Annotated in this window: 13 protein-coding genes; 7 read left to right on the plus strand and 6 right to left on the minus strand. The window is 70.6% G+C overall.

Annotated features, from left to right (window positions below; all coding sequences use genetic code 11):
- Positions 1-138: 138 nt before the first annotated feature.
- The 3 genes from A3CE_RS0138465 to A3CE_RS0138475 are packed head-to-tail and all read left to right on the plus strand — an operon-like array spanning position 139 to position 1,846.
- On the plus strand, positions 139-690 hold the full coding sequence (locus tag A3CE_RS0138465) for a sigma-70 family RNA polymerase sigma factor (RefSeq protein WP_026469270.1): 552 nt from the start codon (positions 139-141) through the stop codon (positions 688-690).
- Entirely contained in the window at positions 687-1,397 is a 711-nt protein-coding gene (locus tag A3CE_RS0138470) for an anti-sigma factor family protein (protein WP_020645433.1), read from the plus strand. Before A3CE_RS0138465 ends, A3CE_RS0138470 begins: the two co-directional genes overlap by 4 nt.
- Before the next feature lie 5 nt (positions 1,398-1,402).
- Positions 1,403-1,846 carry an SRPBCC family protein gene (locus A3CE_RS0138475; RefSeq protein ID WP_026469271.1) on the plus strand — a complete coding sequence of 148 codons (444 nt, stop codon included), beginning with the start codon at positions 1,403-1,405 and terminating at the stop codon, positions 1,844-1,846.
- Between the two features lie 105 nt (positions 1,847-1,951).
- Here the strand turns inward: A3CE_RS0138475 and A3CE_RS0138480 are convergent, their stop codons facing one another.
- Positions 1,952-3,373 (minus strand): DHA2 family efflux MFS transporter permease subunit, encoded by a 1,422-nt coding sequence (locus A3CE_RS0138480; RefSeq protein ID WP_020645435.1) that lies wholly within the window; start codon positions 3,371-3,373, stop codon positions 1,952-1,954.
- A gap of 103 nt (positions 3,374-3,476) precedes the next feature.
- On the opposite strand from A3CE_RS0138480, the gene A3CE_RS0138485 reads away from it, so the two are divergent.
- Positions 3,477-3,875 carry a winged helix-turn-helix transcriptional regulator gene (locus tag A3CE_RS0138485; RefSeq protein ID WP_026469272.1) on the plus strand — a complete coding sequence of 133 codons (399 nt, stop codon included), beginning with the start codon at positions 3,477-3,479 and terminating at the stop codon, positions 3,873-3,875.
- Positions 3,876-4,002: 127 nt separating this feature from the next.
- Here the strand turns inward: A3CE_RS0138485 and A3CE_RS0138490 are convergent, their stop codons facing one another.
- Positions 4,003-5,352: a cation:dicarboxylate symporter family transporter gene (locus tag A3CE_RS0138490; RefSeq protein ID WP_026469273.1), complete on the minus strand. Its 1,350-nt coding sequence runs from the start codon at positions 5,350-5,352 to the stop codon at positions 4,003-4,005.
- A 155-nt stretch (positions 5,353-5,507) separates the two neighbouring features.
- On the opposite strand from A3CE_RS0138490, the gene A3CE_RS0138495 reads away from it, so the two are divergent.
- From A3CE_RS0138495 to A3CE_RS0138505, 3 genes are all read left to right on the plus strand, one after another.
- Complete coding sequence (locus tag A3CE_RS0138495; RefSeq protein ID WP_026469274.1) at positions 5,508-7,082, plus strand: ATP-binding protein; 1,575 nt, start codon at positions 5,508-5,510, stop codon at positions 7,080-7,082.
- Positions 7,079-7,747, plus strand: a complete 669-nt coding sequence (locus tag A3CE_RS0138500; RefSeq protein ID WP_020645439.1) for a response regulator — start codon at positions 7,079-7,081, stop codon at positions 7,745-7,747. Before A3CE_RS0138495 ends, A3CE_RS0138500 begins: the two co-directional genes overlap by 4 nt.
- Positions 7,748-7,838: 91 nt before the next feature.
- Positions 7,839-9,584, plus strand: coding sequence for a M64 family metallopeptidase (locus A3CE_RS0138505; protein WP_020645440.1), 1,746 nt, complete (start codon positions 7,839-7,841; stop codon positions 9,582-9,584).
- Here A3CE_RS0138505 and A3CE_RS0138510 read toward each other — a convergent pair whose 3' ends face one another.
- The 4 genes from A3CE_RS0138510 to A3CE_RS0138525 are packed head-to-tail and all read right to left on the minus strand — an operon-like array spanning position 9,585 to position 14,017.
- Positions 9,585-10,952 carry a beta-N-acetylhexosaminidase gene (locus A3CE_RS0138510; RefSeq protein ID WP_026469275.1) on the minus strand — a complete coding sequence of 456 codons (1,368 nt, stop codon included), beginning with the start codon at positions 10,950-10,952 and terminating at the stop codon, positions 9,585-9,587.
- A 1-nt stretch (position 10,953) separates the two neighbouring features.
- A complete protein-coding gene (locus tag A3CE_RS0138515; RefSeq protein WP_026469276.1) occupies positions 10,954-11,802 on the minus strand; it encodes a carbohydrate ABC transporter permease in 849 nt (282 codons plus the stop codon).
- The gene (locus A3CE_RS0138520) at positions 11,793-12,734 is read right to left on the minus strand and encodes a carbohydrate ABC transporter permease (RefSeq protein WP_020645443.1); all 942 of its coding nucleotides are present in this window, start codon (positions 12,732-12,734) and stop codon (positions 11,793-11,795) included. The genes A3CE_RS0138515 and A3CE_RS0138520 overlap by 10 nt, the downstream gene beginning before the upstream one ends.
- Positions 12,734-14,017 carry an extracellular solute-binding protein gene (locus tag A3CE_RS0138525; RefSeq protein ID WP_020645444.1) on the minus strand — a complete coding sequence of 428 codons (1,284 nt, stop codon included), beginning with the start codon at positions 14,015-14,017 and terminating at the stop codon, positions 12,734-12,736. Before A3CE_RS0138525 ends, A3CE_RS0138520 begins: the two co-directional genes overlap by 1 nt.
- Between the last annotated feature and the right edge of the window lie 7 nt (positions 14,018-14,024).

Genomic DNA, 14,024 nt, shown 5'->3' on the forward strand with positions numbered 1-14,024 from the left:
CGGTTTTCCGGGCAAACGAGGAAGGACGGGCAGCCGATGAACACCATGGTCGCGCTGCGCTCGACGCACGCACCGCAGGTGGACCTGAGGGTTGCACTACTGTCCTCGACGACTCAGAACACCGTCGGGAGGACGAGGGTGGCCATAGGAGGCAGGCGGCCTAAGAAGGCCAAGGGCGAAGATCTGATTCGGCAGCTGTACGCCGAACACGGGCGAAGCCTGCTGGCCTACGCGACGAGGCTGACCGGTGATCGGGCGGCAGCCGAGGACGTGGTCCAGGAGACGCTCGTCCGAGCGTGGAAACACGCGGACGACTTGCAGAACGACGGGAAAGGCTCGGTGCGCGGCTGGTTGCTGACCGTCGCGCGCAACCTGGTCACCGACCGGGCACGTGCCCGGGCGGCGAGGCCACAGGAGGTGGCCGAACCGGCCGAAGGCGTGCCGACGCCGGCTGTCGAGCGAGATCACGCCCAGGGCGTGGTCGACTCGATGACGGTGCTCGGCGCGATGGACGGCCTTTCGAACGAACACCGAGAGGTCCTGGTGGAGATCTACTACCGGGGACGGACGGTGGCCGAAGCGGCGAGAACACTGGGCGTCGCACCGGGTACCGTGAAATCAAGGTCTTACTACGCACTACGAGCACTCAGAGCAGCGATGATTTCGAGCGGAACGGAGGTGGCGCGATGAACTCGGTCGACGAGAGTCACACGCAGCTCGGCGCGTACGCCCTCGGCGCGCTCGATCCCGGGGAGGCGGCCGACTTCGAGCGGCGGCACCTGCAGACCTGCGCGCAGTGCCGGTTCGACCTGAACGAGCTGGTGGCCCTGCGCGAATCGCTCGACGAGGTACCGCCCGAGGCGTTCCTCGACGGGCCGCCCGAAGGCGGGGATCTGCTGCTGCAGAAGACCCTGCGCCGGGTGCGCGACGAGGAAGAGCACGTGGCACCGGCCCGTGCGCCACGCCGGGGCCTGGCCCTGGTCGCGGCGGCGGTGCTGGTCGTGGCGGCGCTCGGTGGCGGAGTTCTCGTGGGCCGCCAGACGGCCCCGGACGGCGGCGGGGGCGTCGCGGCGCCTGCGTCGGACGTGCCCGGCACGAAGAACGTCGAAGGGCGGGATCCGACGACCGGCGTGCAGCTGGCTGCCTCGGTCAGCCCGTTCCAGGGCTGGGTCCGGGTGAACGTGGCCGTGAAGGGCGTTCAAGCCGGGGAGAAGTGCCTGCTCCAGGTCACGACCAAGGGCGGTCAGGCCGTCACGGCCGGCAGCTGGCAGGTGTCCGAGAAGTGGGAGAACCAGGGCTTCCAGCTCGACGGGTCCGCGCTGGTCGCGCCCGACGACGTGAAGTCGGTCGACATCGTCACGGTGGACGGCCGGAAGCTGGTCTCGGCCCAGGTGTGACCGGCGTGACGGGCGCGAGCTACCGGTTCCGCAGCACGTGGCTGCTTCCCGGAACCGTGCCCGAGCGGGTGTTCGGCGTGGTCACCGACCTCGCCGGCTACCCGAGGTGGTGGTCGGACGTCCGCGCGGTGCGCCGGGTGGACGACGACACCGCCGAACTGGTCTGCCGGTCCCGGCTGCCGTTCCGGCTCGTCGTCCGGATGCACCGGGACCACCAGGACGAGCGCACGGGCCTGATGCGGGTCAGGCTCAGCGGTGACCTCGACGGGACCCTGGCGGGAGCGGTCCGCGCGGCGGGCGCGGGCACGCTGCTGGAGATCACGCAGGACGTCCAGGTCCGGAAGAAGTTGCTGCAGCGCCTCGACACGGTGGCCCGGCCGCTGTTCCGCGCGAACCACGCGCTGATGATGCGGCGGGGCCACCGTGGGCTTTCGGCCTACCTCACGTGATCAGGAAGCCGACACTCGTGATTGAAGGGACGACACGCCGGGCTGGCCGTGTCGTCCCTTCAATCACGAGTGTCGTCCCTTCAATCACGCGTGTCGGCCCCTCCGTCACGCCTGACCGGCGACACAGACCTCCGGCTCGGGAGCAGTGGCGGAGATCTTGCGGGGGCGGCGGGCCAGGACCACGGCGCCCAGCGTGACCGCCGCGATCAGGAAGCCCGCGCTGACGCCGTACGCCAGCCGGAACCCGGCCGCCAGTGCCTCGCGGTGGTCCACCGGACCGAGGCTCGCCGTGCGGGACGCGGCCACCGCCGCCAGCACCGCCGTGCCGACGGCCGCGCCGACCTGCTGGGTCGTGTTGATCAGGCCGGACGCGACACCGGCGTCCGCGGCCGGGACGTCCGCCATCGCCAGCCCCATCAGGGCCGGGATCGCCACGCCGGCGCCGAGGCCCATCAGCAGCAGCGGCGGCAGGATGCCGGTGAAGTAGGAGTCCGACACCCGGGTGAGCAGCAGCAGGCCGGCGATCACCAGCCCCAGACCCGTCAGCAGCACCGCCCGCGGCCCGAACCGCGCGGTGACCTTGCCCGCCAAACCGAGCGACGCCACCGCGATCACCAGCGGCACCGGCAGGAACGCGACACCCGTGCGCAGCGCGTCGAGGCCCAGCACCTGCTGCAGGTACAACGCCGTGACGAACTGGAAGCCGAGCAGCCCGGCGACCATCAGCACCATCACCAGGTTCGCGCCCGCCACCGCGCGGATCCGGAACAGCCGCAGCGGCAGCAACGGCGTCCGCGCCTTCGCCTGCCGCACCACGAACGCGGCCAGCAGGACGACCGCCGCGACCAGCACACCCCATACAGCGGACGAAATCGCGTACACGCCCAGCATCACGGCCGCGGTGACCAGCAGCGCGCCCAGGACGTCCAGGCCCGCCCGCAGGCCGGTGCCGCGGTCCGCGTCGACCACCCGGACCGCCAGCAGCAGCGCGACCACGCCGATCGGCAGATTGACGTAGAACGTCCAGTGCCAGTTCAGCGCCTGGGTGAGCGCGCCGCCCGCGATGAGCCCGATCGACGCGCCCGCCGCCTGCGTGAAGCTGTAGACGCCGATCGCCTTCGCCCGGGCTCGCGGCTCGGGGAACATCGTGACGATCATGCCCAGCACCACCGCCGACGCGAGCGCGCCGCCGACGCCCTGGACGAACCGCGCCGCGACCAGGACACCCGCGTCCGAGGCCAGACCCGCGAACAGGGAGGCCAGGGTGAACAGGCCCAGCCCGCCGAGGAAGACGCGGCGGCGGCCGGCCAGGTCGCCCAGGCGGCCGGAGATCAGGAGCAGGCCGCCGAACGCGACCAGGTAGGCGGTGAAGACCCAGGAAAGCCCCGCGGGCGTGAACCCGAGGCCGGCCTGGATGGCGGGCAGCGCCACCGCGACGATGCTGCTGTCCAGCACGACCATCAGCGAAGCGGCGCACAGCACCGCCAGCGCGAGGCCGCGGGAGCGGGTGGGGTGGTTCTCGGCCATGTCAGGCCCCTCCAGTCGAGATTCACCTGGTCGTTGCCAGGGCACTTCTTGTAACAGTGCCCATCATGTGTGACCATGGCTGCGCCGGGAAGGAGGCACTTTCATGTCCCAGGGGAACATCGATGTACCTGTCCAGGCAGTCGAGGTGGATCCGGAAAAACTCGACGTCTGCACGGTGCTGGAGGTCATCAACCGGATCAGCGGCAAGTGGGCGATCGGCATCCTCCTGGAGGCCACGCGGGGCCCGGTGCGGTTCACCGAGCTGGAGCGCTCGGTCGCCGGCATCAGCCGCCGGATGCTGACGCTGACCCTGCGCAACCTCGAGCGTGACGGCCTGCTGAAGCGCACGATCTACCCCACGGTCCCCCCGCGAGTGGAATACGAAGCGACCCCGATGGCCAAGGAGCTGTACCAGTCGCTGAACGGCCTGCTCGGCTGGGCGGAACGGCATCGCGACGACATCGCCGTCGCACGCGTCGTCTACGACGCCCAGGCAAGCTGAACTCTGCTTGTCCAAACTCTGCTTGCCCAAAACGTGGAACGGGCCGCGGTGCGAGGTCGGGGAGACTCGCACCGCGGCCCGCGGTGGTTCGTGCTCAGCGGGGGCAGTGAGCACGAACGTCAGAGGGTCAAGCCGGGACCTTTTCGCCCTCCGGCTCGGATTTCACCGGCTCGTGCTCGTCGAGCATGGTCGCTTCGTCGAACGGTTCCTCGCCGGCGAAGACGCGCTCCGCCTGGTCGCGGTCGAACTCCTTCGTCCAGTTTCCGATGAGGACGGTCGCGACGGCGTTGCCGGCGAAGTTCGTCAGCGCGCGGGCCTCCGACATGAACCGGTCGATGCCGAGGATGAAGCCGACGCCGTTGACCAGCTCGGGCCGGTGCGACTGCAGGCCGCTGGCGAGCACCGCGATGCCGGAGCCGCTGACGCCGGCGGCGCCCTTCGACGCGATGATCATGAACAGCAGCAGGACGATCTGCGAGCCGATCGACAGCGGCTGGTCCTGGGCCGAGGCGATGAACAGCGTCGCCATGGTCAGGTAGATCGCGGTGCCGTCGAGGTTGAACGAGTACCCGGTGGGCACGGTGATGCCGACGACCGACTTGCCGACGCCGAGGTGCTCCATCTTCGCGATCAGCCGCGGCAGCGCCGACTCCGACGACGACGTCGACAGGATCAGCAGGAATTCGCGGCGCAGGTAGTTGAGCAGCTTCAGGATGTTCACCCGCGCGCCGGCCCAGAGCACGAGGCCGAGGATGCCGAAGACGAACACCAGGCAGGTCAGGTAGAACCCGATCATGATCACCGCGAGGCTCTTCAACGCGTTGAGCCCGGTCGCGCCGACCACCGCGGCGATGGCGCCGAACGCGCCGACCGGGGCGGCCCACATGATCATCGCCAGGATCCGGAACACCAGCCGCTGGATGTGCTCGATGCCGCGCAGGATCGGCGCGCCCTTCGGGCCGAGCTTCTGCAGCGCGAAGCCGACGAGCAGCGCGACCAGCAGCGTCTGCAGCACCTGGCCTTCGGTGAACGCCGAGACGAACGTCTTCGGGATGATGCCCAGCGCGAACTCCACCGGACCCGCGGAGCCGGTGGCCGAGTCGTGCGCCTTCTTCACGTCGCCCGGGTTGAGGTGCAGCCCGGTGCCCGGGTGCAGCAGGTTGCCCACGATCAGGCCGATCGCCAGCGCGAACGTCGACATCGCGATGAAGTAGACGAGCGCCATCAGGCCGATCTTGCCGACCTTCGCCGCCTTCGCGACCGAGCCGACGCCGATCACGATGGTGCAGAAGATGATCGGCGAGATCATCATCTTGATCAGGTTGACGAAGCCGTCGCCCAGCGGCTTCAGGCCCTTGGCGAAGCCGGGGAAGAGAAAGCCGACCGCGATGCCCAGGGCGACCGCGACGATCACGGCCAGGTAGAGGTAGCGGGTCTTGTCGCGGCGCGGCGGCGCGTCGGGGGTCGGTGTAGGCACCGTTGCCTCCAGCTCGGGGATGTCCAGGTTGCGGCACACTGTAGGCGCAGTTCGGTGATCCGGCTCACTTGTGTTCATTGAGTTCGTGTGATGATCGACCGTCCCGTTCGGACACCGGCGTGCGCGTGTGCTGGTATGAGGAGGTGCCCCCGACGTTGCGGTCCCACTGGAGCCTGGCGCGTCAGCTGCTCGTGCTGCAGCTCGCGATGCTCTGCGTGCTGGCCGGCGCCGGGATCACGTTCGCCTACCTCGACGCGCAGCGGGCGGTGCGCGAGAACGCCGTCGACCAGGTCCATGCGGTCGCCGCGACGGTGGCCGACGCGCCGAGCGTCGTCGCCGCGGTGACCTCGCCGAATCCGAGCGCGACGCTGCAGCCGTTCGCGGACCGCGTGCAGCTCGACACCCACGTCACCTTCATCACGATCATGAGCCCGGCCGGGATCCGCTACACGCACCCGACCCCGGCGCTGATCGGCCAGCACTACATCGGAACCATCGACAAGGCGCAGCGCGGCGGCGAGATCACCGAGACCTACACCGGCTCGCTCGGCCCGTCGGTGCGCACGGTCGTGCCGGTGTTCGACGCCGGGCACCGGGTGATCGCGCTGGTCGCGGTCGGCATCACCGTCGAGGCGATCTCGGCCGAGCTGCGCCAACGGCTGTGGCCGTTGTTCGGCGTGGCCGGCGCGGTGCTCGTGGTCGGCGCACTCGGTGGCTGGCTGATCAGCGCCCGGCTGCGGCGCCAGACCCGGGGTGTCGCGCCGGACGAGCTGAGCAACCTCTTCGAGTACCACGAGGCCGTCCTGCACTCGGTCCGCGAAGGCGTGCTGCTCGTCGGCCGCGACGGGCGGATCGGGCTCTGCAACGACGGCGCGCGGACGCTCCTCGGGCTCGACGGCGATCCGGTCGGCCGCGACTTGGCGACGTTGGGCCTGCCCGACGGGCTGGCCGAGGCGTTCACCTCCGCCGAGAACCGGGCCGAGGAGCTGCACCTGACGGACTCGCGCGTGCTGCTGGTCAGCACGAGCGCGGTCCGCTCGGGTGGCCGCTCGCAGGGCACCGTCGTAGTCCTGCGCGACCACACCGAACTGCAGACGCTGACCGGGGAGCTGACCACCGCCCGCGGCCTCGCCGAGGCGCTGCGATCGCAGGCGCACGAGGCGGCGAACCGGCTGCACACGGTCGTTTCGCTGGTCGAGATCGGCAAACCCGAGCAGGCCGTCGAGTTCGCGACCGCCGAGCTCGCGCTGGCCCAGGAACTGACCGACCGCGTCGTCGGCGCGGTCGCCGAGCCGGTGCTCGCCGCGCTGCTGCTGGGCAAGGCCGCCGAGGCGAGCGAACGCGGCGTCGAGCTGACGGTCACGCCGGACACGGTGATCGACGACGCGACCCTCGGCATCGCCGCCCGCGACCTGGTGACCATTCTCGGCAACCTGATCGACAACGGCCTCGACGCGGCCGTGCGCGGCACCGGTCACCCCAAGGTCGTCGTCACCGCCCGCTCCGACGAGGGCGGGCTGCTGTTGCGCGTCACCGACAGCGGACCCGGTGTCCCCGAGGACGCCGACGTCTTCCGCCGCGGCTGGTCGACGAAGGCCGGTGACGGCCACGGCCTCGGGCTCGCGCTCGTCGGCCAGGCGGTGCGCCGCTACGGCGGTACGGTCGACGTCGGACGGGACGGCGGCGCGGTGTTCACCGTCCGGCTGCCGCGGCAGGAGGCGGACGGGTGATCCGGGTGCTGGTGGTGGAGGACGAGCCGGTGGCCGCCGAGGCGCACCGCGTCTACGTCGAACGGCTCCCGGGTTTCTCGGTGGCGGGCGTCGTCCATTCGGGCGGCGAGGCCCTGCGGTTCTGCGAACGCGAGCCGGTCGACCTGGTGCTGCTCGACTTCTACCTGCCCGACACGCACGGGCTGGCGGTGTGCCGTTCGCTGCGCGCGGCCGGGCTGCCGATCGACGTCATCGCCGTGACGTCGGCGCGTGACCTCGGCCTGGTCAAGGCCGCGGTCTCGGTCGGCGTGGTGCAGTACCTGCTCAAGCCGTTCACCTTCGCCACGTTGCGGGAGAAGCTCGAGCGCTACGCCGAGTTCCGCGACGCGTCCGGCGAGGTCACCGGCCAGGCGGAGATCGACCGGGCCCTCGGCGCGCTGCGCACGACCGAGCAGCCGCCCCTGCCGAAGGGGATGAGCATCCAGACGCTGGAAGCGATCACGGACGCGCTTTCCGGCGCGACGGAAGGACTCTCCGCGGGCGCGGCGGCGAGCGCGATCGGCGCGTCCCGCGTGACGGCCCGGCGGTACCTGGAGTACTTGGCGGACAACGGAATGGCCCACCGCGAGCCGCACTACGGCCAGGTCGGGCGGCCCGAGGTCTGGTACCGGCTGACGCGGGCCTGAGCCACCGCCGGCTTCCCCCGACTTCCGGCGGGTTCCGGTGCTTCGGCCGGTGCGGTAGACCGGAAGGAACGCCGACCAGGGGAGTGCCGCCATGCGGAAGTGGGCCGGAGTCGTCGCCTTGCTGTTGTCGCTCGGGGTCGTCGCACCGGCGCACGCCGCGGAGCCCGTGGCCACCGTCACCGAAGTCCAGGTCACCGGGCCGGTCGCGCAGCGGTTCAACCTCGTCGTCCTCGGGGACGGCTACACCGCCGCCGAGCAGCCGAAGTTCTTCGCCGACGTCGAGCGGCACGTCAGCACCCTGTGGTCGCTCGAGCCGTTCAAGTCCTACCGCAGCTACTTCAACGTCTACGCGGTGTCGATCGCCTCGCCGGAGTCCGGTGTGGACTGTGACCCCGGCCTGGCCGCGCCGAAGCGGAACACCCCGCTGGACATGGGTTTCTGGGGCGGCTGCAACGCGCAGAGCGTGCAACGGCTGCTGACCGTCGACGACGCGGCCGCCCAGCGGTACGCCGATCTCGTGCCCGGCACGACCCCGGCGAACCGGCAGATCCTGGCGCTGGGCAACAGCTCCACCTACGGCGGCGCGGGCGGCACGTACGCGACGGCGTCCGGCGGGAACGCCCTGTCCGCGCTGATCTCGCCGCACGAACTGGGCCACTCACTCGGTGGCCTCGACGACGAGTACGACTACTACGCGCGCGGAGTTCCGGGCGGCGCGTACGAAGGCGGCGAGCCGGACTCGATCCACCACACCCTGCTGACCGAGCCGCAGCTGCGTGCCCAGCACGCGAAGTGGTGGCGCTGGCTGGGCGAGCCCAGCGAGTCCGGTGGCACGATCGGCCGTTTCGAAGGCGGGCTGTACACCCAGACGGGAGTGTGGCGGCCGAGCAAGCACTCGATGATGAAGACGCTCGGCTATGCGTTCGACCAGGTCGGCCGCGAACGGATGACGCAGCGGATCGCGGCGAAGGTCCCGCTGATCAGCGGCGGTACCCCGGCCGGGACGATCGGCGCGGACCGCGTCGTGTGGCTGCGGACGCTGCACCCGATGAGCCACCGCCTGGACGTTACGTGGACGCTCGACGGCACCCGGCTGCCCGGCCGCGACGCGGTCGATCTGCGCCGCGTGCACTTGCGGCCCGGTCACCACACCCTGACGGCGACGGTGACCGACCCGACGCCGTTCGTCCGCGACCCGGCGGTCCGGCCATCCGCGACCCGCACCTGGACGGTCGACACGGCGATGGTCACGCCGCCCGCGGGCGGTCCGGCGGTGGTGGCGTCGACGCCGACCTCGCAGCCCGTCGGCGCCCACGACGTGGTCTACGTCGAACCCGGCGAGCCGACCGGCTCGATCCCCGAGGTTCTTTGGATGCTCGACGGGCGGTTCGCCGGAACCGGCTCCGACTTCGCCCTGGACGCGTCCCGCGGCTCGCACACGCTCACCGCGACGACCGGCGGCACGACCTTGAGCTGGACGGTGGACGCAACGGCCCCGGAGACCACGGCGGAGCTGCCACCAGGCAACGTCTATCACGGCTCCTTCACCCTGCGCCTGAAGTCTTCGGACGGAATGCCGGAGTTCCGCGTCGACGGCGACGGCTGGCACAAGTTCTACGGCTGGCCGACGGACCCGGACGCGCCGTACCTGTTCACCCCGCGTGGCACGGAGATCGACGGGCTGGCGTACGGCAACCTCGGCCCGGACGGGCTGACGGTGTCGCCGTTCTCGGAGCGGAAACCGGGCTACGGCAAGCACCGGATCGAGTACCGGTCCATCGACGCGGCCGGGAACGTGGGTCCGACGAAGTCGGTCACGGTGACGCTGCTGCCGTGATCAGCGCGGCCGGCCCGGCACACCCGGCCGCGTCTGCCAGGGGTGCGGCCCGTCCAGCGGCCGGTACTCCACGCCGAGCGCGTCGAGCCGTGGCAGGTGGTGGTCACGCAGGCGCGGCAGGAACTCCGCGTAGTCCCGCGGCCCGGTACTCCACGCCACCTCGGCGAACGCCGACAGCCGCGGGAAGGCCATGTAGTCCACCCGCCGGACGCTGTCCAGGTGCTCGGTCCACACCTGCGCCTGCACACCCCGCAGCCGCGGGCCGCTCAACGCCGGCTCGTAGGCGTAGACGTCCTCCAGCGTGTGCACCTCTCCGACCGGGATCGGCTCGTCGGGGTGCGTGGACTGCCGGTGGTCCAGGTACACGTGCTGCTCCGGGCACATCACCACGTCGTGCCCCACCGAAGCCGCGCGGAGACCCGCGTCCTCGTTGCGCCACGCGGCGATCACCATCGGGGGGAGGCCGTCGATGTCGAGGACCTCGTCCCAGCCCATCGGCGTCCGGCCGCGCGCCACCAGGTACTCGGCCAGCTGCCGGACGAACGCGCGGTGCTCGCCGGTCGCGCCCGGCGTCTCGTCGCCGCCCAGCGCGATCACCGGGGACGGGAAGATCTCCAGCACGTGGTCGAACACCGTCCGGAAGAAGTCCAAAGTGGACGCGACCGGCGAAAGCAGCGAAGTGCTGATGCCCCAGGAAGTCCAGACTTCGTAGGATGGCGAAGTCCCCAGCGAAGGGTAAGCGGCCAGGGCCGCCCGCGCGTGGCCGGGGACGTCGATCTCCGGCACCACCGTGATGGCCCGCGCGGCCGCGTAGGCGACGATCTCCCGCAGGTCGTCGCCCGTGTAGAAGCCGCCGTGCGGACGGCCGTCCTGCTCGCCCCCGCTGCCCACCATCGACGACGGCCGCCACCCACCCACCGAGGTCAGCTCGGGATAAGAAGGGACCTCGAAGCGCCAGCCCTGGTCGTCGGTGAGGTGCAGGTTGAGCACGTTCAGCTTGTGCGCGGCCAGCAGGTCGACGAACCGGAGGACTTCCGCCTTCGTCCGGAAGTGCCGGGCGACGTCGAGGAGGCATCCGCGCCAGCCGAGCCGCGGGTGGTCCTCGACGACCCCGCACGGCAGCGACGCCGGTGCGAACCCGGCTACCCGGAACGCGGACGGCCCCGCCAGCTGCCGCAACGTCTCCCGCCCGTGGACCTCCCCGGCGGAATCGGCCACCTCCAAAACCACGCCGGACGGGGAGATCGAGAGCCGGTAGCCCTCCGGCGGCAGGGAAGCGGACCGTACGTCCACAGTGGACGGCCACGGGCACGTGCCTGCCGCGGGCGTCACCGAAACCGGCCGGGGGAGGAGCGTGTCGAAAGTCATGTCAGCCCTTCACGGCGCCGGCCATGCCCGACACCAGCCGTCGTTGGACCAGGACGAAGAACACCAGCACCGGGATCGTCATGAGCGTCGAAGCGGCCATCACCGCACCCCAGTCCGTGTCCTCCGGCTTGAAGAACACCAGGATCGCCTGCGGCAGCGTCTGGTTCTCGGTCTTGGAGATGATGAACGTCTTCGCGAAGAGGAAGTCGTTCCAGGCGTGGATGAACGCGAGCACGCTCACCGCGACCAACCCGGGTGCCACCAAGGGGAACAGGATCTGCCAGGTGAACCGCATCCGTGACGCGCCGTCGAGCTTCGCTGCCTCTTCGAGTTCCACCGGCACGGCGGCGACGAACCCGCGCAGCATCCAGATCGCGAACGGCAGGCTGAACGCCAGGTGCACCAGCACCAGCGAACCCAGCTCGTTGAGGCCCAGCGCCGGTACCACGCCGCCGAGGGACCGCATCAGGAAGAACAGCGGGATGGTCAGCGCCTCCACCGGCACCATCTGGGCGACCAGCGTCATCACCAGCAGCACAGTCCGGCCCTTGAAGGAAAACCGCGTCAAAGCCACCGCGGAGAGGAACGACAGCAGCAGCGACAACACGACGACGACCAGCGCCACCGCCAGGCTGTTGACGAAGAACCGCCCGAAGCCCGAGACCGTGAGGACACGCGAGAAGCTGTCGAACGACGGGTGGAACGTCCACGGCTTCGGGTCCGCCGACTGGATCTCGCCCGCCGGCTTCACCGCCGACAGCAGCATCCAGTACAGCGGGAAGGCGACGATCCCGGCGACCACGACCGTGACGACCTCGGCGACCAGCCGGCCAGGACGGTTCACAGCCATGCCGCGCTCCGGCGCTGGGTCCGGACGTACAGCCCGGTGACCGACAGCAGCAACAGTGTCATGACGACTCCGATCGCCGAGCCGAGGCCGTACTCCTGCCCGGCGAAGGCCTGCTGGTAGGCGTAGACGTTGAGCACGAGGTTGCGCCCGGCGACGCCGCCGCCGTTGGTCATCACGTAGATCTGGGTGAAGACCTTGAAGTCCCAGATGATCGACTGGACTCCTGCGATCATGAGCAGCGGCCGCACCATCGGCAGCACGATCGTCCACGTCGTGCGCCACGTCGACGCGCCGTCGAGCGATGCCGCTTCGAGCACCTCGTCCGGGATGCCCTTGATCCCGGCGTACATCGTGACCAGCACGAACGGGAACGAGCACCAGATCACCTCGGCCGCGACCAACCCGAACGCGCCGAGCGTGCCGAAGGTCCACGAGTGGTGCGCGAACGGCAGGCCCACGCCCGACAGCACCTCGTTGACCAGGCCGAAGTCGGTGTCGAAGAGGAACAGCCAGACGTAGGAACCCGCGATCGCCGGGGTCGACCACGCGCCCAGCGCGGCCAGGAACAGCAGCATCCGGGGGAGCGAGCGCACCCGGCTCGCCAGGACGGCGAGCCCGGTGCCGACGGCGAGCGAACCGGCGACGCAGGCCGCGGCGAACCCGATCGTCTTGCCGAGCACGGTCCAGAACTGCGCCTGGGACAGCAGGTCCGTGTAGTTCGCGAAACCGAGGAACACCAGCGGCGCGTTGCCCGCGGCCTGCGGCTGGCCGTAGTCGTAGAACGAGATCAGGACCAGCTGGTAGATCGGGTAGGCCAGCAGCGCGGCGAGCAGGACACTCGCCGGGGCGAGGTAGAGCGCGGCGGCCCGGCCGTCTCCCCGCCGCCGTGTCTTTCGTGGCACGGCGACGGGCCGGATCTGCTGGGCGACCACTACCCGAAGGCCTTGTCCATCGCGGCGGCCGCGTCGGCCAGGGCTGCCGCCGGGTCCTTCCCGCCGGTCGCGATCTGCTGGACGGCCGTCGGCAGTACGTTCTGGCTGTCGATCTTCGACCACGCCGGCGTCGCCGGGACGAACTTCGTGCCCGCCTTGAGCGTGTCGACGAACGGCTTCAGGAACGGGTCGTTCGCCGCGAGTTTCTGCTGCACACCGCTCAGCGTCGGCAGGTTGCCCATCGCGGTGTACATCTTCTCCTGGTGCTTCGCGCCGCCGAGCAGTTCGGTGAACTCCAGCGCCAGGCCGCGGTGCTTGCTCGCTTTGAACACGCCCAGCAGGTTGCCGCCGGCGAACGCCGGGGCGATGCTGCCCGCCGTGGTGCCCGGCAGCGGCACGACGGCGTACTTGCCCTTCACCGCGCCCTGCTCGACGGCCTTGCGGTTGAAGTCGCCGCCGATCGTCATCCCGGCCTTGCCGCCCGCGAACGCCGTGACGCTCTGTGTGCCGGTCAGGTTCGCGCACTGCGCGGGCGGGCAGATGTCGTCCTTGAGCAGGCTCGCGTACTGCGTCACGCCGGCCTTGGCCTGGTCACCGGTCACCGCCGACTTCCACTTGTCCCCGTCCTGCCGCGCCAGCTCACCGCCGTTGGCCCAGAGGAAGGGCAGCATCGCGTAGGTGTACTTGCCGCCGACGGCGATGCCGTAGAGGTCCGGCTTGGCGGCCCGGATCCGGCGGGCGGTGTCGGTCAGCTCGGCGAGCGTCGCGGGCGGCTTGAGCCCCAGCTCCGTGAAGACGTCGGTGCGGTAGTACAGCGCGCGGATGCCGGTGTACCAGGGCAGGCCGTAGGTCTTGCCGCCGGACTTCGCCGTCTCCAGCACGGTCGGGATGAGGTCCTTGCCCTCGCTCCACGACGCGAGGTCGCCGGTCAGGTCGGCCAGCGCGCCGGTGGCGGCGTAGTTCGAGACGTCGGTGTTGCCGAACTCGGCGACGTCCGGCGCGTTGGCCGGGTCGTTGAAGGCGCCGGAGAACTTGTCCGCGCGGCCTTCGACGGGCACCCACTGGACGTCGACCTCGACGCCCTGGTGGGCGGCCTTGAATTCGGTGATGGCGTCCTTGACCGCCGCCTCCTTCGGCGCGCGGTTGGCTTCGTCGAACAGCCAGACGCGGACGGTGCCGGTCTTGTCGTCCCCGCCGGCGCCCGCGGGCGCGGACTGGGTGGGCGCGCAGCCGGCCAGCAACGCCGCCGCAGCGAAAACGGGCAGGGTTCGGCGCAGTGTCATGGGATGC

Origin of the sequence: Amycolatopsis balhimycina FH 1894 (assembly GCF_000384295.1) — a bacterium.
Taxonomy (GTDB): Bacteria; Actinomycetota; Actinomycetes; order Mycobacteriales; family Pseudonocardiaceae; genus Amycolatopsis; species Amycolatopsis balhimycina.